General features: G+C 49.8%; 23 protein-coding genes. All 23 read right to left on the reverse strand.

From position 1 onward, the window contains the following. Positions 1 to 55: 55 nt before the first annotated feature. The 23 genes from ACLPHM_RS05810 to ACLPHM_RS05920 all read right to left on the reverse strand — a co-directional run bounded on the left by ACLPHM_RS05810 (position 56) and on the right by ACLPHM_RS05920 (position 20,222). Entirely contained in the window at positions 56 to 1,123 is a 1,068-nt protein-coding gene (locus ACLPHM_RS05810) for a phage tail fiber protein (protein ID WP_430220304.1), read from the reverse strand. A gap of 73 nt (positions 1,124 to 1,196) precedes the next feature. Then, positions 1,197 to 1,412 carry a hypothetical protein gene (locus ACLPHM_RS05815; RefSeq protein ID WP_430220305.1) on the reverse strand — a complete coding sequence of 72 codons (216 nt, stop codon included), beginning with the start codon at positions 1,410 to 1,412 and terminating at the stop codon, positions 1,197 to 1,199. A gap of 815 nt (positions 1,413 to 2,227) precedes the next feature. Beyond that, the gene (locus ACLPHM_RS05820; protein WP_430220306.1) at positions 2,228 to 2,560 is read right to left on the reverse strand and encodes a hypothetical protein; all 333 of its coding nucleotides are present in this window, start codon (positions 2,558 to 2,560) and stop codon (positions 2,228 to 2,230) included. Then, complete coding sequence (locus ACLPHM_RS05825) at positions 2,560 to 5,901, reverse strand: phage tail tip fiber protein (RefSeq protein WP_430220307.1); 3,342 nt, start codon at positions 5,899 to 5,901, stop codon at positions 2,560 to 2,562. The genes ACLPHM_RS05820 and ACLPHM_RS05825 overlap by 1 nt, the downstream gene beginning before the upstream one ends. A gap of 2 nt (positions 5,902 to 5,903) precedes the next feature. Further along, complete coding sequence (locus tag ACLPHM_RS05830; protein ID WP_166409754.1) at positions 5,904 to 6,302, reverse strand: DUF6950 family protein; 399 nt, start codon at positions 6,300 to 6,302, stop codon at positions 5,904 to 5,906. Then, a complete protein-coding gene (locus tag ACLPHM_RS05835; RefSeq protein ID WP_430220308.1) occupies positions 6,299 to 6,628 on the reverse strand; it encodes a hypothetical protein in 330 nt (109 codons plus the stop codon). The genes ACLPHM_RS05830 and ACLPHM_RS05835 overlap by 4 nt, the downstream gene beginning before the upstream one ends. A 907-nt stretch (positions 6,629 to 7,535) precedes the next feature. Then, positions 7,536 to 10,139, reverse strand: a complete 2,604-nt coding sequence (locus ACLPHM_RS05840) for a phage tail tape measure protein (RefSeq protein WP_430220309.1) — start codon at positions 10,137 to 10,139, stop codon at positions 7,536 to 7,538. Between the two features lie 76 nt (positions 10,140 to 10,215). Continuing rightward, positions 10,216 to 10,548 carry a hypothetical protein gene (locus ACLPHM_RS05845; RefSeq protein ID WP_430220310.1) on the reverse strand — a complete coding sequence of 111 codons (333 nt, stop codon included), beginning with the start codon at positions 10,546 to 10,548 and terminating at the stop codon, positions 10,216 to 10,218. A 36-nt stretch (positions 10,549 to 10,584) separates the two neighbouring features. Then, on the reverse strand, positions 10,585 to 10,824 hold the full coding sequence (locus ACLPHM_RS05850; RefSeq protein WP_430220311.1) for a DUF1799 domain-containing protein: 240 nt from the start codon (positions 10,822 to 10,824) through the stop codon (positions 10,585 to 10,587). Between the two features lie 62 nt (positions 10,825 to 10,886). Then, a complete protein-coding gene (locus ACLPHM_RS05855; RefSeq protein WP_430220312.1) occupies positions 10,887 to 11,204 on the reverse strand; it encodes a hypothetical protein in 318 nt (105 codons plus the stop codon). Continuing rightward, positions 11,204 to 11,869 carry a phage tail tube protein gene (locus ACLPHM_RS05860; protein WP_430220313.1) on the reverse strand — a complete coding sequence of 222 codons (666 nt, stop codon included), beginning with the start codon at positions 11,867 to 11,869 and terminating at the stop codon, positions 11,204 to 11,206. Before ACLPHM_RS05860 ends, ACLPHM_RS05855 begins: the two co-directional genes overlap by 1 nt. Positions 11,870 to 11,915: 46 nt before the next feature. After that, positions 11,916 to 12,284, reverse strand: coding sequence for a tail completion protein gp17 (gene gp17 / locus ACLPHM_RS05865; RefSeq protein WP_430220314.1), 369 nt, complete (start codon positions 12,282 to 12,284; stop codon positions 11,916 to 11,918). Continuing rightward, on the reverse strand, positions 12,281 to 12,817 hold the full coding sequence (locus tag ACLPHM_RS05870) for an HK97 gp10 family phage protein (RefSeq protein ID WP_430220315.1): 537 nt from the start codon (positions 12,815 to 12,817) through the stop codon (positions 12,281 to 12,283). Before ACLPHM_RS05870 ends, gp17 begins: the two co-directional genes overlap by 4 nt. Then, the gene (locus tag ACLPHM_RS05875; RefSeq protein WP_430220316.1) at positions 12,810 to 13,160 is read right to left on the reverse strand and encodes a phage head closure protein; all 351 of its coding nucleotides are present in this window, start codon (positions 13,158 to 13,160) and stop codon (positions 12,810 to 12,812) included. Before ACLPHM_RS05875 ends, ACLPHM_RS05870 begins: the two co-directional genes overlap by 8 nt. Before the next feature lie 5 nt (positions 13,161 to 13,165). Further along, positions 13,166 to 13,675 (reverse strand): hypothetical protein, encoded by a 510-nt coding sequence (locus ACLPHM_RS05880; RefSeq protein ID WP_430220317.1) that lies wholly within the window; start codon positions 13,673 to 13,675, stop codon positions 13,166 to 13,168. Beyond that, positions 13,659 to 13,832, reverse strand: a complete 174-nt coding sequence (locus tag ACLPHM_RS05885; protein WP_430220318.1) for a hypothetical protein — start codon at positions 13,830 to 13,832, stop codon at positions 13,659 to 13,661. Before ACLPHM_RS05885 ends, ACLPHM_RS05880 begins: the two co-directional genes overlap by 17 nt. A 51-nt stretch (positions 13,833 to 13,883) precedes the next feature. Continuing rightward, positions 13,884 to 15,188 carry a phage major capsid protein gene (locus tag ACLPHM_RS05890; RefSeq protein WP_430220319.1) on the reverse strand — a complete coding sequence of 435 codons (1,305 nt, stop codon included), beginning with the start codon at positions 15,186 to 15,188 and terminating at the stop codon, positions 13,884 to 13,886. A gap of 61 nt (positions 15,189 to 15,249) precedes the next feature. Further along, on the reverse strand, positions 15,250 to 16,188 hold the full coding sequence (locus tag ACLPHM_RS05895; RefSeq protein ID WP_430220320.1) for a S49 family peptidase: 939 nt from the start codon (positions 16,186 to 16,188) through the stop codon (positions 15,250 to 15,252). Next, complete coding sequence (locus ACLPHM_RS05900; protein WP_430220321.1) at positions 16,185 to 17,423, reverse strand: phage portal protein; 1,239 nt, start codon at positions 17,421 to 17,423, stop codon at positions 16,185 to 16,187. The genes ACLPHM_RS05895 and ACLPHM_RS05900 overlap by 4 nt, the downstream gene beginning before the upstream one ends. Continuing rightward, positions 17,413 to 17,568 carry a hypothetical protein gene (locus ACLPHM_RS05905; protein WP_430220322.1) on the reverse strand — a complete coding sequence of 52 codons (156 nt, stop codon included), beginning with the start codon at positions 17,566 to 17,568 and terminating at the stop codon, positions 17,413 to 17,415. The genes ACLPHM_RS05900 and ACLPHM_RS05905 overlap by 11 nt, the downstream gene beginning before the upstream one ends. After that, the gene (locus ACLPHM_RS05910) at positions 17,565 to 19,286 is read right to left on the reverse strand and encodes a terminase large subunit (protein WP_430220323.1); all 1,722 of its coding nucleotides are present in this window, start codon (positions 19,284 to 19,286) and stop codon (positions 17,565 to 17,567) included. Before ACLPHM_RS05910 ends, ACLPHM_RS05905 begins: the two co-directional genes overlap by 4 nt. Before the next feature lies 1 nt (position 19,287). Then, on the reverse strand, positions 19,288 to 19,767 hold the full coding sequence (locus ACLPHM_RS05915; protein ID WP_430220324.1) for a phage terminase small subunit P27 family: 480 nt from the start codon (positions 19,765 to 19,767) through the stop codon (positions 19,288 to 19,290). Positions 19,768 to 19,850: 83 nt separating this feature from the next. After that, a complete protein-coding gene (locus ACLPHM_RS05920; RefSeq protein WP_430220325.1) occupies positions 19,851 to 20,222 on the reverse strand; it encodes an HNH endonuclease in 372 nt (123 codons plus the stop codon). Positions 20,223 to 20,957: the final 735 nt, after the last annotated feature.

Consider the following 20,957-nt stretch of genomic DNA (forward strand, 5'->3'; position numbering starts at 1 on the left):
TAGTGGCCTCCAATAAAAAAGCCCCGACAAAAGTCAGGGCGTAAAAAAACCGCTGTTACGCGGCCGGCACATCTTGTTCTGGCATTTCAGGCTTCGGATAAAGTGACGGATCCTCCGCAAACCTCAAGCTAACAAAGCGCCCTTCCAAAATATCCACTGGCTCACCATTTGTGGCAGGGCCTGTACTGTAGTCGGGCGTGTACGTGCGAATCGTGAGGACACCATCGGCTTCTTCATAGTCGAGCGTGAAGTAGATGTTCCCGTTCCGGTCTTTGGGAGTTTCGATGTACCAGCCATCACGCGACAGAAGCGGGGCGTTGCTGAGCTCATATACACCTACGGAAATGCGCTTAAATCCTATCTGCTCAATTTCTTTGTGATCTGTTTTTTCGATGCTCTTGCAGGAAAGATGAACTATAGGGGATGCTCGTTTGATGAACCCATTACTATCTATTGTTGTATTCCCTGAATGCCACAACTTACCGCGGACAACAAGCCAACCTTCAGTCGGCGATTTTGCTGTATGCACAAAGAAATCCCCAGTATACGGTGCTGCAGAAATCCTAAAACCAGCCACCTCTTTCGTATATGGGACATTTAAGAAGAATTGCCCTCCCGAACTTGCTGCGTTGGTCACAGTATTGTCATAGTAAAAACCGCACATTTCTCGTGAATCTGCGTTTTGCTTGTAGACCAAATACCCGCCCAGACCAAAACCACCAACCTGTAGAAGCCTTCCCCCTGTGCTATCAAGTTGAGAAGCTTGAACTTCACGTACAGATGCGTTTCCTAAGCCAAGGTTGTTTCTAGCAGTAGGGATGTCTTTCAGGCCTGCTAGGTTGCCTAGCTTGGTCAACATATCCTGTTCCGCATTTGCAATGCGACGCTCATTTGACTCTACTTCGCCCGGCAAAAGACCTACCGAACGCACCAGACCTGCCGCTTCATCCGCTAGTTTTTTGAGGTAGCCATGCACTGGAATAATCCAATACGCCTGCCCAGATGCTGTTGCCCCCATGTATGCCGGCTCAATGGCTAAGGCTGTATCGCTTGATACGTTAGTGATTTCATACAACCGACCGTCAGGCCCCTGCAGGCCATCACCTACGCGAATATTCTGCACCCATGCGGTACCTACGCCAGTTACCGCCTTGTTGCCCTTCGTGACTGTTATCGTCCCTGCTCTATGCCACATATCAACTTTCCTCCTGCTGCTCTGGATCCACAGCAGGCTCTATGGACTGCTCTACGCCTAATTTCTCGCGCAACTCATCACGCTCAGCTTCCACCGCCAGCAATTGCGCATGAACCTTGTCAAACTCAGCCTTGATTGCGTGATTCATCCCATTGAGCAACTCAATTGTCATGCGCTGATTAACATTGTTCATCAGCATTTGTGTAATGACTTGCATATTTCTTCCATAAAAAAACCCGCTTTCGCGGGCTTGTTATAAATTCGTGACATCTACTTCTATTAGTATTGGATGCATAGATCCTTGGGGCCCCGTGTTCGGAAAATAGGTAGGGGTCGCATAACCTATGTAAGTGCTATAACTAAAAAAATCCACGATCAACCGATTGCCAAACCAACCCAAGCCCTCCGATCCTACAAAAACGTCTGACTCGTTTCTTCCGTAAACTCCAGTAAATCCCCTCCCACCACATAAGATATATGCTCGATTAGTGATGCTGGTTATTGGGGTATTGCACCTCCACGACCACCACCCCTCATAATGAGATGGCGAAGCCCTAGATGACGTAATAAGGAAATTTGTAACTCGAAGGCTATTACTCTGCGAACTAAAGACCAGCGTTTTATTTGGCGTGTAGTTGTATATCTCCATCCCACTACTAGCAACAGAACGATAATCATCATTGCTAACAAACAAATACCCAGTAAAGCTCACCCTGTAGAAAATGGTTTTCATTTCCTTGTTGTCTAGCGCTATGGGAGAAACTACTTGGATAGTTATAGTTGTGGGATTAGGCTTGCTGGCAAGGATAATGGCCCGAAAACAGAGATTGCTACTTTGCTCGGGCCTAACCGCTAAGATCAGCCGCCGAGGATCAATTCCAGCAGGAACCGTTACGTTCACGCGATTGTTTCTTGTGTCTCGTACCCCCACCTTGTCGTAAGTGAATTTAGCCAAAAACTTTAGATTCACACCCTGACTATCATCTATCTGTGTAATGAAGTCATCATTCAGGACCTGAAATGCGGCGCGCATTACATAACCCCCACAAGAACAGTCATAGCAGGACTACCTTCCGCAAGCTTATGCACACGAACCGTCGTGTTATTTACTGTTGAAAAGGTAATCGTGTAAGCGACAGAGGCAAATGGATCTGATGTATTGAAATCACCAGACCCAAGCACCACAAAGAAAAACTCCTGCTTCGGGTGCTTTTCTTTCACAGTGAAGTCGAATGTTCTGACCGGCCATCCACCAGCATAAGGAGTAGCTGGAACTGTGATAGTCTCCACAAATATACCCAGCCGATCATTTGTATCGAAAACAAGCTTTAGGTTTTCATCCCATATCTGCAGCCCGCCTTGCATTACCAAAACCCAAATCGCATACGTAAACGATTCAGTTCGTCAAAAAACTGAATTAGTTGGTTGTTCATTGTTAACCTGCCTTGGCCCGGCACAGAGCCGTTAAATTCGATATCCCCGCCTTTCCCCAGCCTCCACCCTCGCTGACCTGGTATGTAGTCCACAGATTGAACATCATCACCGATTTGTAGGAAGGAGATTGTCCCCCTCCCAATCAGAGCTGTGTTCATAGAGACCACACCATTTTGGATTGTGAAGACCGCTTGTGGCGTCCCATTCGGTGCATGCATAACCGCAAAGTTATCTGCCAACACCACAAACTGCGACTGCGTTACCCCAGACTCATTCGACATACCTATGCCGTAACCAGCGGTGTAAATAATGCCGTTATCATTTACAGCCAAACGCACTGACTGGGTAGCATTGAACTTGCCCTCAATGTCTAAGACTGACTGGCTGATTTCCTCAACAGTAGCCACGACACCCGCTAGCTGTGCGCCTACCTGCTGCTGCACAATGGCTTCAGCCTGCTCAGCTGTAACGCGAGTCCTGCGTAGGTCGCTAATCCACGCCCGAGAATCCCACTCGTTCAATACATCAGAAAGTAGGCCCTCGCCGTCGTCATTGTCACGATAAGCCGCCATCAGCGTAGAAGTGCTGGTGGCAGTCGCCGTAACAACGCCTTCGATTTCCTCTATCTGCTGCGTGTTTTCGCGGGTTTGCAAAGCCAGTGCTGCAATAGCAGCATTGATCGACTCATAATCGCCAATGTGCTGCCAGTACGCCTCGTTGGTAATGGGGATACCCTTGGGCACGTCCTTCTTTGCCCGGTACATCTTCCCGTTATCAACGACTACGCTGCCAGACAAATACGCCAGAGCTGGGTCGTGTTGATCAGCCTTACTTAATTCATCCAGTTTTTGCTGAATGTCCGGCAACGATTGAATACCGTTCCAAATCTGGTCGCCAAGCGCTGACTCTAGGATCTGCTGGGTTATGAGTTCGTTGTATCCCTCAGCATCAGCTGACACCATCCCCCTGATACCGGGCGCACTAACATCTGGAAACCATGGGCCATCAGTGCCGTTCGCATCTACCAAACGCGCCCAAAAAAACTCTACCCGCCCCGGTGGCAGGAAAGCCCTAGTGTGCATATTCGTTGGATAGGCGAAATCACCAAGAGGCACAGAGTCAGCAAACTTGTTAGTAATGCCGTGCCTGATTTCCGTATGGCGCAATGCGTTCTTTGTGCCAGGGAATGACCATGCCAGATCAATACCGTACAGAATCCCCTTAGCGGTCAAAGACGTTATAGCTGGCGGCGGTGGACGTACCCCATCGTAATCAATCCAGTTGTCCGTCCAATTTGAGGCCGCACCTACACCATTAACTGCACGCGCTTGAAATTGGTACTCAAGCCCATTTTCTAGAGCGGCCGTAAAAGATGTGCCTGTTTCGCTGCCAAGAGCAGGCGGCACGGAAATCCAATCACCTGAAGGAATGCGATACCTAACCTCAATCCGGCCACCCTCTCTAACATAGGGTTGAGAATGTAGGTCCCATGTCAGATCAATTCTGATAACTGCTGTGCCATCCGCTAACGACTGAGGCTGCTGCGCACCAACAATGAAATTGGTGATGGGTGCCACGTTCCACAAATAGCTAGTGTCTGGCACCGGCGCTGGATCCGTTGGCAGGAAAGTATCAGGATCAAGCGACCACACATTAGCGCGAATTTCCTGAATCGTTAGGCTGAACGTACCGTCCCAATTATCAACGCGATTAACAATCTGGAAGGTTTTACCCGCGTATTCAGGTCTATTGGACAAATCCAACTGAACCGTGTCCATGACGGCCAGATCCTCACCAACACCAAGCACTGGAATCTCACCTGCCATAGACGGACGTGCCGACTCTAACGCTACCCCCATCAAGTACGCTGCTTGACGCTCATCCGTCGTTGCTGGCAGAGATAAATCTAAAGGTGACTCTGCACCATCAGCAAGGACATACGCCTCATTTCGCACAGGCCGCGGACTGGACTCAAGCCAATTACGGCTCTCATTGACGAACGTAGAGGTAACTACGTTTGCCGGCGCGTCATCTTGCCCAGACTTATCTAGCGAAATATCTTTATCACCAACAATATCGTCATCAGTGATGACCACCATTGCTGGACGGAATGCGCCCGCAAAAATGCGGTACCGCCCTGCTGTAAATACATAATCACCCGCCATGGACGATAGGATGATGTTCAAGTTATCGACAGGCGGGCTTCCAGTGTCTATAAGCGTGTTGCACTCGTAGCGCTTGATACTCTCATGGCCGCTACCATCCAGCTTTTTGACCGTTATCAGTTCATCACAAATGTTTGCAGCGGCAGAAACATAAGGCCAATCAACCCACTCATCAGGAATACCCATGCCGCCTTTACTGCGTGGCAATGTCATATACCAAGCAGCTAGAATTGCAGGGTTCGTCGTGTACTGTGGATTACTGCCGGTTCGAGGGTCGAAATACGGATGGCCATCAACCCAACCACCTTTAAGGACTGCACCAATTTGTGGCGCTCCAGAGTGATAGATATCCTCGTCCCACAAGTTCAGCATGCGCAGGTACGCTACACCACGCAGCCTATGCTCACTCGTCCACAACGGTGTTTCCACATCTGCCCAACCATCCGTAAGCTGGTTTGGGTCACCGTCTTTAAAGATCATCCGGATTTTGTGCGGCCCGAAATACTTATACGTAATAATGACGATGGTTTTTGACGTGCCTTTATGATTGATGGTGACGGTATCACCATTAACCGACACATCACCTGTAGGGTACGGAACGCCAAAGAGCTGCGATACTCGCACAGAGGCCGCATTAACAGGCATATGCGTCAGTGTGATTTTGTTTGTGCCAGGCACAACCTCAACCGACTGTCGAAAATCAATCTGTTTTTGATTACCGTACTTATCCCCGGGGAAGGCGCTAACAGCAACAAACTCATCACCCAAGTAATAACCATCTAGCGCGCACTGATTGCACGCCATTGCTAATATCGAATCCAAAGCTGTATTGTGCTTGCCGTTGGATTCAATATGCATCAGCGTCCCGCCAACGCGAACACGGCCAAGCACATACTTACGCGTAGAAACGCCAGACCGCACTGTGACGTGCCTGTCCTTGAGGCTACGGTTATAGGCATCACGCTGCGCACGTTCAGCCTCGCGGGCCTTTTTACGCGCACGACTCTGCTGATACGACCCCAGCGCCAACGACAGCGCCATTGTCGCGACGAACTTGCCAACAGCCGTCGAAAGGGCTGCAGCAATAACAGGAACAACTGCTGGCATGCCTACACCTCAAAAGCTGCTACCACATCCGACATAGGCCGGAACACTAAACCATCCACACCCGGACCACACCAAACCCCAGCGCCAGCAACAAGACCAAATGACTCACGCCCATCCACATCAGCCAAAACTAAATCGCCTCGCTGAGCAAGACCCACAGGCTTTTCAGGAAAGGATGCGGCCAACTCCCGCATACCACCCGCCTGCTTAATCCGCTTTGCTGCACCACTCGCAGACCGATAACCCCGCAGGCCTTCCGCTGGATCAACTCCGGTCATCACCAAAATGCCGTCAGCGGCAAACAATGCACAATCTTGCTGCCCCCACGAAAAAGCCCGCTTGCGGCGGGCTTCTATAAATTCGGCCAACTTCTCAGGCCAATCGCTATGTCGTTTCATCATTTCATCAATGCCTCTCGCGCTGGCCACACCACAACCTTGTCCTCTAGCAGATCAGCGTATTCAGCCCCTTTGTCACCCGGGTACAAACGCTCCTGATCTGCATTGTTCAAGCGCAATGGAGCAGGACGCTGCAGCTCGGCCTCGTAATGTTCAGCACGTAGTGAAACTGTGCACTCGTCATTGTTCTCAGTAATCGGCATAGAACGGACACGACCAATAAACTGCACCTTTGGGTCACCGATAAGATCGCCATTCTCTGGATTCACATATGCTTTCAACACGCGAACCAGCCTGCCACGGTAAGGCTCATTTGCCGCAAGCGCCATGATTGAAGAATCAAGCCCTGACATTGAAATAACGATGCCCTCAAAAGATTTTGAGGATTCATGAGCTGCCTCGATCTTCATTAAAGGCCCTGTACGGTGATACGTAACACCGCTATGGCTCACATCCCAAGGTGAAAGTGCCAGTGCCAGTCTTCCAGATGAAAAATGGACATCCACAAGGGCTATCACCATCCTATGCGGTGCCTTCGCTGCTATTCGCTGCTCCGTTGTTAGCCCCCTGCTCATGACCAGTCCTCAATCAAATCAATGGCAAAACTTGGCCGGTACATTCCAGATCTGTATGGAAACTTCACCGGATCCTCATCTTCTTTTAAAACCCAGAGAATATGCGGCCGGTCCCATACTATTGGAGTCCCAACAGGCTGCGGCAACCGCACTGCCGGATTTACTTGAACAACCATGCTCCCACTAACGGGAGCAACATCGCTCTCAACCATCAGTAGTTGCCCGCCCAAACCAATAAAGTCACCTGCCCTCAACGTCCCATTGCAGTTCTTTAGCGATAACGTGCCATTACCTGCCTTCACAGCAGATGCTAGAACAGGGACCCCGCTTAGTGTTCCATTCGGATAAGGTCTGCCAAAATGCGGAGCAGACAACCGATTCGCACCGCCCCGCAAACTTGTAATCAGCGCCTCTAGGCGCGGCCTACCCGACCACTCCGATGAATCTGGAAATGTAAGCGTCATCACCCACGTAGCACCCGGCATTTCAAATGTGGAGGTCTTGCCAGAACGTGACCGATTACGCTGCACGTCTTGCTTTAGACCCACATCCGCAGACTCTGGGGCAATGCTGGTCGGCCAAGTTTTTATTGCCATAACTCACCAACAAAAAACCCCGGATGCACCGAGGTCTGATAATAAAAAACCACCCGCAGGTGGCGCTATACCTCAACTCGGCCGCGCAGAATCTCTTCGTAAATCTGGTAACGAAGCTGCTTATCACGCTGATCCAGCATGGCGCTTAGCTCTGCCGCGTTAGTGCCAGGCGCAGCGTGTATTGTTGAGTAGATGTTTATAGGTTGCTGTGGCTGCTGCTTTGGTGCCATTAACTGAGGCGTGGCAACCGGCTTGCTTGCCATTCCGCCCATTGAGTGCCCAATGCCACGTATGCTTTGACGTAAGGCATTAAACCCCGCCTCACCACCAATGGCCCTGATCTCATCGGCATTTAAAACGCCTTCCCCTTTGTGCACTATGCCCGCCGGATCATACTTGCCACCGTCACCGGTATAGCCGCCACTCCAAAGCTTGGCCAACCCAGATAACCCATTACCACCTACAGCCGGGGTGCCAAACCACGTAGCCCCTGATAGGCTGCCGCCAGTCAGGTTCCCTGTACCAGCGCCGCCGTCAAACAACCCACCAAACATACTGGCTAGCGGTCCCATGACAGATTGCTGGATCATGATGCGCATCAAGTCACGAATAACTGAATCCGCCAAATCAGAAAAACTTAGCTTGCCGGTGCGGGCGAACTCAACTAACGAGTCCTCCATCGACTTGAAGGACTTGTTAACCAGATTGCTCGTATTCAGAAAAGCGTTAGCTGCCTCGTCCGCGTAATTGGCAAGACCATGATTCGCACCCAACAGCCAACTGCCCTGCATTTCATCAATCGTTGCGTAGTAGTTCTGCTGCATCAATAGGCGACGCTGCAGCTCTGCCTCGATCTTGGCTGTTTCTTCAGCGTACTGCGCTGCCGCACCTGCCTTTGAGAAATCCGTAGCGTTTGCTAACTGGCGCTGGTACCGCTCAAACTCCTTGTAGATCGAACGCTGGTCTTGCAGGCGTTGCATGGCTTTATCGCCCATGCCATACGCATCTAGTTCCCGTTGATATTGAGAATTGGTGTTATCGCGGCTGGAAGCCATCTGCTCGATAATCTGAGCTGAGCGCTCCTGCACCTTAACAATGGCCTGATGAGTTTCCTGCTCCTGCTCCAATGAGGCATTGATTTTCAGTTGCGCACGCAACTTACCTTCATTTAGAAGCAAGGAGCGTTCGTCAGCAGTGAGGGTTTTCTTCGTTTTCAGATCAACAATCTGCTGCTCAAACTCAACCAAACGTTTTTGGTGGGTGCCGAGTTTGTCATTGACCTGAAGCTGCGCTCTTAGCGAGGCCTCCTGCTGCTGGTAAGACTGGAGCAAACGGGTAGCTTCATCATTTTTTGGGCCACTACCGCCCCCCGTTTTGCGATCCTTATACTTCTCATTAATCTGGGAAATACGTTTAGCTAGATCTTCTTCAGTAGCACCAATGTCAGCAGCCCATTTTTTAGCATCAGCAATTTCTTTTTCACGCTGTTGCTGGCGTGAACGAACCTGCTCGCCTTGTTTTCTCCAAGACTCAGAAGCTTCAATCTTACGTTGTGCATCGGCAGCATTACGGCCTTGAGCATCAGCGGTAAATTCTGAACCAGCTAACTCAGCCATGCTTTGAGCCAGCGCTGCTCTCGCCTCTCCCAGCGCCCCAAGTGTTTCTTTGAGGCCAGCCTTAGTGGAGTTGTCTACCCCCCTCAAAGCATCTACATCTTTGCTGCTCATCCCCTCCCAAGCGCCAAAGCGACTGTGGTTAGCTATCTCACTAAGATAACTTTCTATTTGCTTCTCTTGAGAAGAGATAATCTCCCTTGCCGTACTCTCTCTACCAAGTCCTTTAAACTTGTCCCACGCATCACTGGCCATCCTGCCCGCTGCATTCCAAGCCCGCTCAACAAAACCAAGCGACTGCTCAACCTCGTTTAGCCGCTCTTTTGTTACGCGAGTTAATGCTTCCTGTGCAAGACTGGCAGCTTCCTGCGCACGACCCTGCTGTTCTAAAGCGCGGATTTGCTCATACAACTCAAGAGTCAGAAAATTATGCTGCTTATTTAGCTTTGCTGCGCTCTCGGTTGGTGAATCACCTAACTTTGCGAACTCGTTAATAGTCACGGCTACTTCACGGCCTAGAATCTGATTTGCACGCAATGCCGTCTCTGCTACAGCCTCAATCTGATCTTTTGCAATTTTCCCGTTGCTTATTGCTTGGGTAAGAGCCTCAGCGGCAGCACCACGCGTAATGCCTTTAAGGTCATCAAGTCGGGCAGCCATGGTGGAAACCTGGTCAACGGTAAACCCAGCAGAGTTTCCCGTCATGATTAAGTGCGTATTTAACTCTTTAAGCTCACTCGCCCCCTGCGCCGCCGCAATGCCCATAGCCGCTATTGCCCCTGCTCCTGCAGCAATCGGGACAGGCAATCCCTTTAGTGCATCGAACAGTACGTCGCTTGCTGACTTCGTCCCCCTTAGCGCGTCACGCAAGCTTTGCCCTTGACGCATAAGGGCATCAACGCGCTTACGCTCAACCTCAGATAAAGAACGGTACTCAGCACGGGCCGAGCGATTCATCTCACGAATGCTCTCGCTAGCCCTTGCTGTTGCAGCTTCAATACCTTTGGAGTCTCCCGTTATATCTATCCGCGCGGTTCCAATTTTCTCTTCACTCATTCACTCACCACCTTGGGTAGTCATGAAAAAGCCCCGCTTATGCGGGGCTTTTTCAGAGACAATTGCGACTCATGACCTATCTAGAATACCTACTATGATGATTCATGCAATTCGCATATATCTGGCGTCTAAAACCGTTAACAGCAGACAGCTTCTCTTCTTCGGTATCAAACACTGGGGATTCTTTAGCTTTGTTGAGAATTTCCATAATTTCTAAATCACTATCAGCAGCAGAAACTATCATGGCATCTTGTTCCTCACCTAGCTGATGAGCTGTCATTATGTACGTGGCAATTTCAACATGTAGCGTACAGTACTCACGCTCACCTTCTTGAATTTGCTCAACAAGATCTGACGCCCACAACTGAAGCGGCATTAGTGCCAACAAACCAAAAATCAATCTCAACATACCCACCTCCCAAAATAGTCAGTGGATAATAACAGTTCAGGAATAGAAGTGTTCCAGCATCGCCGACTCAATCACTCTGACCCCATCCATAACTTCATCAATCCCTTCTTGATCTAAGCCCTGCCTAATCAAGTCATCAATGAATATCTGATAGTTAAGTCCGGTTGGGCCAGTACCCTGCAGCCATTGCGTCTGGTACCGCAAGTACAGCGAAAATGCAGGCCAGTTTTCTGGGAAAACATCTACATTAGGCTCTTTGTAGTGCTTTGGTAGCATCCCGGTGCCTTTAAGCTGCTCGGCTGTCGGAGCCTTCCAGACAAAAGCTGCGACAGCCTCTTTTAGTTTCCCTGCAGTTTTGTCCTGCGAGTCTGGTGAAACCCAGCAATAATTGCATCGCAGATACCAGGGCGCTCGTCCTCCATTTCCATAATGCCCTCAAGTGAAAGGGAGTAATCAGCCTCCATGTCTTTCACTAGATACACCACCATGGAAGGCATAAAGGGAGCACTAGACCCCTCTAAGTCCTTGAGCCAGTTCTCAAGCTCACTTGGCTTGCGGTTGTGGTATGTCAGCTTGAGCTTGATGCTTTCGCCACCACCAACCAACTCTAGCTCAGCAGGAAACGACTTTGGCGCATTACCTTTTTTAATCGCCATTACGCACCCGCTTCAATCAAGGTACCGCGAGAACTGCGCAAGTAGAAATTCGCTGCGTTCTTCATAGGTTGACCAGAGTTCAAGCCCATGCTGGGGTTAAAGTGGAGATATCCGCTTTCATAAATCGTATCCCCATCAGGCAATTTAATACGAAACACCGTCAACAAGCGCTTCACCGATACTGCCTCTGCTGCTGCATACCAAGGCAACTTAGAGTCATGATCCAAGCTTAGAGAAAGCTGTCTAGCAGTCTGGCCCACTGGAACTTGAAACTCTTGCCCCTGAGGGTCTTCGAGATACTTCCCTGTGTAGGTCTGCGGTTCACCACCAGAACTGGTCAGTTCACCTTGCTGACTAAAATCCACGAACTCAGTAGCAATCAGAACAGCCCCTGCACCACGGCCTTCAACAAACATTGTTGTGTCGGTCGTATCAATGCCAAGTAATTCTGTGCCAGCTGTCGCATCCGCTTTCCCCGCGACAGATACACGGTTCGCAATCCCACCCCACGGCGATTCGATCAAAAGGATATCGCCTTTATTAATTTTTCCAGCAGCATGTTTAATGATGGCTGGCTTTGCATTGGAAATCTCAGTAAACGGAATAGCAACACCAACCTTTGTCGCGAACCCCACTACCGAGCCATCAGGAAATTTTAGAGACATTTAAGATTCCTTAAATAAAAAAACCACCTACATGGTGGTTGTGGTTTTAACGTTCTTTAATCCAGACACTGAAATCCTGTCTGGTGCCATAGAGCTTTAATGCATCCTCATACTGAGATACACGCTGTCCAACAGTTGATGCTGATGGGAACTTGTCCTTACCCTGCTCTATGATTTGCTGTCGGACCTTCAACGCCAAAGCGCTTGCCTCAGCCCTGCTTTTAGACCAGCAAAAAACCTGCACTCGGTAATGCTCACAATCAGGCAATCGACGCTCAAGATAGTCTTTGGCCTCACCGCCGACAACTTGGTAAACAATTAATGGAAAGGTAGGCTTTTCTGGTGTCACGTCTGGATAACAACGCTGACCAACCAAAGTCCCCAGCAGAGAAAAAATAGCGGCTTCTACCGTCATGCGTATTTCTCCAACTCCGATGGATTAGCCAGTAACTCCGCCAAACGTTCCTTACCCCTAGCAATCCCCATTTCAATAGCCACAGTGCTATGCGCGTCAAACCCAGGGCGAAGAAATGGCTTTGCGGCTACCCACTCAGGTTCCGGCAACTCTTCTTTGCGTGGCATATCCCAAATAATTTTGTTGTAACGCCAGTGCCCAAACTCAAGAAGGTGACCGTGTGGTGCGGTCTTCGCGTTCCACGAAACAGAATAAACAAAACGACCTTGCGCGGTGTCTGACCTGTCATCAGAAAAGGCTAGATAAATAGAGTCGCGCAGCAGGCCTTCAGTGGGCGCCTTAATTGCATTAGCCCCGCCTTTTAGCCCCGTAGAGCCGTCATACACTGGAGCAAATGACTTAGCCGCATCACGCAGAATCTTTCCTGCAGCTACGGCCATTGAACGTGGTAAGTGCGTTTTAGCAGCCACGCCTAAACCCTCTAAACGCTTCTCTACTTCGGCAACATCAAAAACAAAAGTGGTTTCAACCATCCATGCCTCCTTGCCGGCAGACAAGATCAGTCCACACTTTATTGGCTACGTCATGACGCACCTGCTTGATGTCAAACACCATACCGTCACACTCAATGCACATGGCATCAGTGATACCCTTGCGGTACCGGATTCGGAACGAGTAAGCATCAATGGAGGCTGACACATTCCCTGCGTTACGTGTCACCCCCATACCCGTTTGCGTTTTAATCCACGCCCACGGCTTCGCCACTATCGCCCCTTTCCCTGTAGGCTGTCCGGTTTCATCCTGACCAGCATCTTTGTGCCGAATAACAATGCGCCGGTTTAAGTTACCCGCTGGCAGTCCGTCTTTATCAGTCATAGCGCTTAGAACCCACTTGGAACAGTAAAAGACGAAAGCAGGAAATCCAGATTACGAATTTTCGTGTCTTTAGAAGTCAGATCGCGGTCTTTATACATAAAGCCAATCACCATCAGCAACCAAGACCGCAGCTGCGCGGGGCATGTATCGCGGTCAAGCCCTGCCTCAAACCTCACCTCTAGCAGTGCTGTTGAGGATGCCCGATCTGTAACGATGACCGAACGTTTTGCCACCCGCCTATGTTGAAATGGCACCGGCACACCACCAGATAACACCGATTCAATTTTGGTAATGCCCCCCTTTGAAAGCGATTGGCCAGAAACAATGGTTTCTTCGTAAATGCCCTTACGTAAAATTGAGCCGGTGATTTCTTCGGCTATACCACGGGCTCCGGGAATCAACACCTTTTCAATATGGGTGTTTTCTTCCTCAATATCGCCATCAGCCTTGACCTGCGCGACCGCTTCCTCAAGGCTGATCAGTTCATCACCTATCAGCTCAATTAGCCGCAGCATTACCACCCTGCTTGCCAGTTGTGCCCTTACCTCTTTCTGGCACATGCTTTTCAGCAATATTTCGCTTAATCAGTAAATCGGCCTTTGCTTCTTCAAAGCCAGCCACATCACCAACCGTGTAGGCACCGCAGTTTTTCAAGAATTTCACTTGAACCATGACAACTCCAAAATAAAAAGGGTGCACTAGGCACCCTGTGTTAACGCGGGATTAAGCGCCCCACTGAACGTCGATCAGAACAGCAACAGACTCAACGTGACGTGGGCCAAAGTCATGCTTGGCAATAACACGAATCAATGTCTGATTACGTTGGAAGGCAGATACTGTTTTGCCTTCACCATCTATGTAGGTAGCTTCTTTGGAGAAGTCGATAACCAAGCGGCTATCTTCACCAATGAAACAATCACCGAAGTCGGCTAAGTAAATCTCAGACCCATTAGAGTCAGAATTCACGGCTAGGTTGATCGGGATTTGAGTGGTTGTACCTACTGGATAGCCCATCAAGAAGCCTTGATCCAACTCTGGGTAAACTTTGTTGCCGTTACCATCACGCAATGCCTGTAGGAATCGCTTTGTACGCGGTGCCATCACCCAGCCTACTGCTGTCATATTGGCGTCTGCCGACTCAAGCATCAGCACCAATTTGTTCAGCTCAATTGAAACCTGCTCAATTGTTGGCTTAGCCTGCGCAGCTGCATACACGTTTTGGGTAGATGCCCAATAACGCAGGCCCTTGGGAGTATCATCGTTACCGTTATCACGGATGAATGCCTTATCTTCACGCGTACCCATCGCTGACGTAACGTCACCCACCACGATCTGATCCACATTTGGGTTCGCACTTGAGTTTGCGATCAGATCGTTAGAAATCGGCACTAGACCAGTCAAGTTTTTACCAGACAGTTTTAAGTCACCAAACTCTTGCTGGCTCGTAGGAATATCGGAATCTGTACCGGTATAGCCAACCACCGCACCACCCTTCAAACGCGGAATAGTCAGATTGCCGTTATTAAGCTGAATAGAACGAGCACCCAACTTACGCACTACTGATTTCGGGCGTAGCAGCTCGATCACTTCTGTTGAAAGGTTCTCTGGTACGAGTACACCGCCAGCACCGGGGGTTAGCGTATTGAGTGACGCGGCAATGTGGTCACCATAGCCTCGGTCCATTGCAATTTGTGCTGCTAACTGGCTATTACCCTGCGCTGCAGTCAAAGCCAAAACCATGCGTGCCATGCCAGTGCCTTTAGCCTCTGGCTCACGCGGCACCGCTGGTACGGTATTAGTCTTGCGCACATGGCTTTCAACAGGCGTTGCTGATTGTGCGGCCATACGCTCTGCCGTTTCTAAACGCTCGATAGATGCGGTCAGATCGTTAAATTTTGCTGATAGCGTGGAAAAATCAGACAACTGCTCCGCACTCAGGTTCCCGCTTTCTTTTTCTGCGGTGGCCAGAGCTTGGATTTGATCGTTAATTTTTGCGCGTTCAGCACGAAGTTCATGCACTTTAGGCATTGTTTTCCCCATAAAAAAAGCCACCCGTAGGTGGCAAGACATCATTTAGTCGCGAACGCGCCTAAATACGATTTTGGATTTCCATAGCCGCCGCACGGGTGGCCACACTGCTTCTCTTTGGAGCGCTTGCACGCTTTTGTGCAACCTCTGCTGCAATACGGTTTACAGCAACCTGTGGTGACTCAACAGAATCGGCAAAGCCCATCTCTATGGCCTTCTGACCAAAGAACACACCAGCCTCTGTTTCCTTTACTGATGCAGCCGACATACCACGGTTCCGAGCAACTGTTTCTGTGAATACCTCGTAATGGCTATTCACTAAGTCAGTAAGCCACTGACCAGCCTCCTCAGTTAGAGGCGCATGGCTGGCTAAGTCATCTTTACGCGCACCGGCAAAGATCGAGGTGATCTTTACTCCTTGCTGCTCATGGCGTTTGCTTAGGTCAATATGGCGGGCAATGACCCCCACCGACCCCACTCCAGAGCTGCGAGAGACGATAAGATTTGTCGCAGCAGAAGCAATGGCAAAACCCGCTGAGTACGCACCAAAGTTTGAAATGGCGGTAATTGGCTTAATGGCTCGTGCCGCATAAATATCGTCAACTAGCTCAAAACACCCTAGCGTCGAACCACCCGGACTATCTATGTCCAGAACAATATGCTCGATGCTTGGATCATTCAGCGCAGCGTTCAACATGCCGCGTATTTCTTCGTAGCTTGTCATGGAGTAGCACGGGTCTAGGTGCGTGTTGCGCGACACTAGAACGCCATGAACAGGTAACACATAAACGCCTGTATCTCGCGCTGCCTGCAAGCGCCGCTCAGATGGTGAAACAGCCTGTGTTTCCGCACCGTCATGCTGAGCAGTTGCCCCATGAACATTGACAATATTCAGGCTCATAGCCTGATTTGCCCAATGCACAGCCATATCCAGCACATCCTCTCGGATAAGCTGCGGCGTATTAAATATCAAGCCGATTAAACGGTGATGATTTTTCATTGAAGTGCCTTGTGAATTTCGGCCAAAGCCTTAGCTTCGTCTTTGTTAGTTGGAATCCCTGTGGCTGCATCGACCATGTTTAATGGCTGCAAGTACACATCCCCACCAGGTATAGGAGGAAGATTTTCAAGCTTGCGAATATCGTTTACAGACAGCCACCCCCACTGCCGTGCAATTGCATACGCTTTGTAGCGGGCCTCTTGATTGCCCCGGAGCAAGCCGCCAATGTTGAACTCAATGTAGAGCTCATCCATTTCATCCAAGCGGAGAAAATCGCGCTGCATCGCGCTTTCATGGCGCTTAATCCATGGCAATAGCCCATAGATAACAAACTGGATTTGAAGGTTCTCAACGTTGTTAAGAGTCGCCCCCTCCATCACTGCCAGCATTGGTAATGGAATCTTCCAGATTCGCGCCACATCCACACCAGTCAACGTCAGCGCCTTAATTAGATCAGCGTCGACGTTGCTCATTGAGAGAGGCTTAAAGGTCATCCCCTCCTGCAGAAACGCTACTTTGTTGCTGTTAGGAGAACCACCAAAGCGGGCTTGCCAAGACGTAGTTATGTCATCAATTATTTTTTGGTCTTTGATGGCCCCCGAATCTTTTGGCCGCTCTAAAACCCCCGATAACGCGGTCCCATTAACAAATGACTTTGCCGCGTACTCAGACAAGGCCAACGAGTAACCGATAGCGTTGGCATGCAATGCTATCGGCGATGCCCCCACGTAATTATCAAATGACATCCAGCGCACATGATGGAAATAGCGCTGTGGCAGCCTTTCATCACTTCCCGCAATTTGATAGTAGGGGCACAGGTCTGATCCCTTCCAGACCGTAATGTTGTCGGGATCCATCGGGTATAGCCCAGTGATAACTCCACCACCATCTCGTTCTATATAGCTGTATGAGTTACCCCGTAAACCTGCTGACATCTGACTAAACTCTCGGTACTCGAACGAGGTCTGCCAAGGGTTCGGCCTGTATTTCAGAATTTTGTATAAAGGGTGATCTGTAGCAGCTTCCCTGCCGCCGTTGGGCAGTCGGCGGTAGAGTTCAACAGGCAGCTGCGCAATGCTTTCTGCAAGCAAAGACACACAGTTCTGCAACACAGGAATTGCCATTGCACTCTTGGCATTTACATCCTGTCCCGCCGCTGAACGAACGCCACCCAAAAAACCAGAAAGCCAACCTGAGCCACCCTGTCCACTATCGGTAGCTCTTCTAAACAGCATTTCGGTCTAGTCCTATACCAAAGAGAATTAATAAAACACCGCCTACTATGGCAGCCCCTGCCGGCGAGACTTGAGCAATACCACTCACTAAAGCAATGAAGCCCACAAGCATGCACACCAGTGCGATTTTTTCCTGACGATTCAAATCCCTACTCCTTGCTCATAAACGCTGGCTTCTTCTTTAGCAATAGGCAGCATGACGCGACCAATAGCCATAATTAGCGCTACAGCTCCGTCAATTTTGTTATCCGTGTGTTGTTTGGTAGGACGCACAATATCATCGCTACCAGGCAAGTGACGCCCCACTACGTTTGAAATACACCAGCTCATAATGGGGTTGCCATCATGGTGAAAGCGCCCAGACAAAATAGCCGCCTCAAGTTCTTTCATTGGGTCGGACATATTCGTGAAGTTCTGGACAATCGTGATTGGGCTTAGCCCTTCATCATCCAATTGGTGCGACAGGTTAGCTGCACCGTGTGGATCTAAAGGCGTTGCGATGACCGGCGACTGAGCATTGATTTCTAATGCCTCTGCCAGAATGTCACGGTAATCAATCTCCGCACCATGAGTCTGTATCAAGTGACCAGAAGCTACCCAGCTCTGGTAGCGATCTGCCATGCGCCTGTTATCGCTACTGGTTACTGTGTCCTCTGGTACCCAAAATGTAGGCGAGACACAGTAGTAGTGAATCTTCCCGTCGATCACCTCATGAAATAGCGGCACCATTGCGGTAAGGTCGATCTTGGACGCCAAGTCCGCCCCTATTACGCAATCCCAACCAGCAAAACGCTCTAACGTCAGGGTTCGGTCAATACATGGATCAGCCACATACCTCGCCATGTTGAAGTAACCACTCTTAGCGGCCGTCCACACATTTAAGTGCTTATTCTTAAAGGTGGTGGAAAAACGTGCCCGACGTATGGCCTGCTGTTGCTGAGAAACTAGGTAGTCCTCATTAACCGATACCCCCATGTTGGGATTGGCCTTGGCCAACACCTTGGGGTCGGTCCAGTCGTCGCCCTCGTCGATTGTCCAAATCCAGCCAAACAGCTCATGATTGGGGACAATGCCCTCAAGCATTTCAATAACTTCTTGCCGCTTGTCGTAACACGGGCCGGAGATATTCGCCCCCGCAGTCGTGATGATGAACATAAGCGGCTGCTCACGCGCACCCATACCCGTTTGCATAGTGACGTATAGATCGTCAGCCATATGCTCGTGATACTCATCGACAATGGAGCATGAAGGCGATGCACCATCACCCGGATTACCAATAACAGGCTCAAACCGGCTCCCATCCTCTGGGCGATTCATGTTGCCGGCATTAACCTCAATCCCGAGCAACGCCTTTAACTCTGGTGTACGCATGACCATCAAACGTGCTGGCCTAAATACCTCCCACGCTTGCTTTTCAGTAGTAGCACCGCTGTACACCTCTGCGCCAAACTCACCATCAGCGCAAAACATGGCAAGCCCCACACCGGCAGCAATTACGCTCTTACCGTTTTTACGTGGCACTTCCCAATACGATTCTCTGAACCGGCGTAACCCGTCCTTTTTTCTTAGCCAGCCAAAGGTGCAAGCCATGCCAAATAACTGCCATGGCTCTAGAATGATTTTCTTTTTTTCCCTCGCCCACTTGCCTTTTGTGTGCGGCATGTATTCGATGAGTTTGATTTTTTTCTCAGCCTGAGCCGGATCAAACTTATAAGGGAAGTCTCGCTTTTTGCTTTTTACTATTTCGTCTAAATGACGCTGGCAGGCTAGAGTTATATATCGGCAACATGGTATTTTGCCGCGCACGACATCGCGGGCGAACTGCGTTGCTGCAGCCACCCGTGGGAACTTCGCTTTTGACATTTCACATGTTTAAGATGCCGGCTAGCTCAGCAGTAGGGTCCTGTTTCTTGGGACCCAACAGTCTCTGTCGACTGGATGGGTCGAGGCCAAGCAAAGATCCAAAGGTTGCCATTTGCCTTGTAGCCTCGTTGATGATTGTCGCTGCTGGATTCTTAACGATCCCGCCTTGCGCCCCTTCGACAGTAATGCCGTTCCTAGCAATATCTTCTTCAGCTAATCGGAATCTACCGTAAGCCGCACAATAAAATTCTAGGTTCTGAATATCGGTTGCCTGTAGCACCTTCTCTGCGCAGAGAAGTGGTGCTAAGTGCTCCCACAAATTACGGCCCGGCCCTTGCAGCCAGTCCGGTGCATCAATATTGACTACACCGCCAAACTCAGGCGCATCTTTGTTCAGTGCGCGCTTACCAGGGTTGCCCGCAGCAACCTTGCGCTCGGTCGGTTTTGGTCTACGACCTGAACGCCCCGGAACACCCGCCATACCCCCTCCCACTAAATTTCATTTTACGCGGGGATAAAAATCTGCCTAGACGGGCGGTCTACGAAATGAAAAGATTTTTGGTTTTATACCCCCCCTACCCTGCGCCTGCTCGATTCCTTGAGCGTTTTCTCTTTATGGCAGTCGCCACAAATGGTTTGCAGGTTCTCTAGAGCGTCCGTGCCGCCCTCCGCTTTTGGAATGATGTGGTCAACTTCATTGCCATACGTAACCGAACCCTTAGCTGCGCACGGCCTGCATTGGTGACCATCACGCCTCAGCACAAACTTACGCTTACGTTGCCACTCAGCACCGTAGCCGCGCTGTGAAGACGATCCGCGCTCAGGGGCATTCCACCCAGACTCCTGGTCTAGATGCTCATCGCAGTAACCACCAGCATTCCTATGGGGGCGTCTGCACGTTTTAACCCTGCACGGTTTTTGTATTCTTCTAGTCATGCTGCAAACTATGGCTGCCTTTAGCCATCTCGTTACAGCAGACAAGAGCTAGGCCGCTAATCATATGTATGTCATTCATAAGACCAACCCTAGCGTCACGGCGAAGCCTGACAGACTCTTTGCGAACATACTTACCAGACGGAGAGTCTTTGCCCGCATCTTCTGCAATTTTTTTAATCCGGAAATCATAACGACGCAGCGATCTCAATAATTGCCTATGCATTGAAATCGCTACCAGAGGATCCAGCCCCATCCTAACCGCTGCCCTTATTGATCTTCTACAGGCATCCAGTTGCGCATTAACGCTCATAACAAGCCTCTATTACTCCGCCCCGGCAACACTACAGACGTAAAAAACCAGCGCTAATGGGCTGGTTTATGGCGTGAGGCGCTACTTACCGAGAGATCCATAAATATTAGGGAAAACCCCTATGAAAATTAGGGGTTTTATGAATCGCAACTCTTAATTTGATATTAGCGATGCAACTTCGCACCGCTTTTAATTTTTTAGGAGTCAGAACATGACACAGAAAAAAACACACACCCACTGCACTGTTCCATACATCCTGTTTGTAGGAGGCATACTTCATGGTGAGCAAAGCACAACCCAAAGCTCCTCAAAAAGTGCTCAATGCCTTTTCCACGTGGATGGTGGTTATATCCTGAAAGAAAGAAGATTACACATCTACCAAAAGACTGATTTCAGAATCCGTGTAGGGAGCACCAAGTATTCAT

The organism is Paenalcaligenes sp. Me131 (genome assembly GCF_050487225.1).
Taxonomy (GTDB): domain Bacteria; phylum Pseudomonadota; class Gammaproteobacteria; order Burkholderiales; family Burkholderiaceae_B; genus Paenalcaligenes.

Coding starts and splice junctions, on each gene's coding strand:
- ACLPHM_RS05815 (WP_430220305.1), bottom strand. CDS start 1,412: ATGCAAGTCATTACACAAATGCTGATGAACAATGTTAATCAGCGCATG.
- ACLPHM_RS05820 (WP_430220306.1), bottom strand. CDS start 2,560: ATGCAAGGCGGGCTGCAGATATGGGATGAAAACCTAAAGCTTGTTTTC.
- ACLPHM_RS05825 (WP_430220307.1), bottom strand. CDS start 5,901: ATGCCAGCAGTTGTTCCTGTTATTGCTGCAGCCCTTTCGACGGCTGTT.
- ACLPHM_RS05830 (WP_166409754.1), bottom strand. CDS start 6,302: ATGATGAAACGACATAGCGATTGGCCTGAGAAGTTGGCCGAATTTATA.
- ACLPHM_RS05835 (WP_430220308.1), bottom strand. CDS start 6,628: ATGGCGCTTGCGGCAAATGAGCCTTACCGTGGCAGGCTGGTTCGCGTG.
- ACLPHM_RS05840 (WP_430220309.1), bottom strand. CDS start 10,139: ATGAGTGAAGAGAAAATTGGAACCGCGCGGATAGATATAACGGGAGAC.
- ACLPHM_RS05845 (WP_430220310.1), bottom strand. CDS start 10,548: ATGTTGAGATTGATTTTTGGTTTGTTGGCACTAATGCCGCTTCAGTTG.
- ACLPHM_RS05850 (WP_430220311.1), bottom strand. CDS start 10,824: ATGCTACCAAAGCACTACAAAGAGCCTAATGTAGATGTTTTCCCAGAA.
- ACLPHM_RS05855 (WP_430220312.1), bottom strand. CDS start 11,204: ATGGCGATTAAAAAAGGTAATGCGCCAAAGTCGTTTCCTGCTGAGCTA.
- ACLPHM_RS05860 (WP_430220313.1), bottom strand. CDS start 11,869: ATGTCTCTAAAATTTCCTGATGGCTCGGTAGTGGGGTTCGCGACAAAG.
- gp17 (WP_430220314.1), bottom strand. CDS start 12,284: ATGACGGTAGAAGCCGCTATTTTTTCTCTGCTGGGGACTTTGGTTGGT.
- ACLPHM_RS05870 (WP_430220315.1), bottom strand. CDS start 12,817: ATGGTTGAAACCACTTTTGTTTTTGATGTTGCCGAAGTAGAGAAGCGT.
- ACLPHM_RS05875 (WP_430220316.1), bottom strand. CDS start 13,160: ATGACTGATAAAGACGGACTGCCAGCGGGTAACTTAAACCGGCGCATT.
- ACLPHM_RS05880 (WP_430220317.1), bottom strand. CDS start 13,675: ATGCTGCGGCTAATTGAGCTGATAGGTGATGAACTGATCAGCCTTGAG.
- ACLPHM_RS05885 (WP_430220318.1), bottom strand. CDS start 13,832: ATGGTTCAAGTGAAATTCTTGAAAAACTGCGGTGCCTACACGGTTGGT.
- ACLPHM_RS05890 (WP_430220319.1), bottom strand. CDS start 15,188: ATGCCTAAAGTGCATGAACTTCGTGCTGAACGCGCAAAAATTAACGAT.
- ACLPHM_RS05895 (WP_430220320.1), bottom strand. CDS start 16,188: ATGAAAAATCATCACCGTTTAATCGGCTTGATATTTAATACGCCGCAG.
- ACLPHM_RS05900 (WP_430220321.1), bottom strand. CDS start 17,423: ATGCTGTTTAGAAGAGCTACCGATAGTGGACAGGGTGGCTCAGGTTGG.
- ACLPHM_RS05910 (WP_430220323.1), bottom strand. CDS start 19,286: ATGTCAAAAGCGAAGTTCCCACGGGTGGCTGCAGCAACGCAGTTCGCC.
- ACLPHM_RS05915 (WP_430220324.1), bottom strand. CDS start 19,767: ATGGCGGGTGTTCCGGGGCGTTCAGGTCGTAGACCAAAACCGACCGAG.
- ACLPHM_RS05920 (WP_430220325.1), bottom strand. CDS start 20,222: ATGACTAGAAGAATACAAAAACCGTGCAGGGTTAAAACGTGCAGACGC.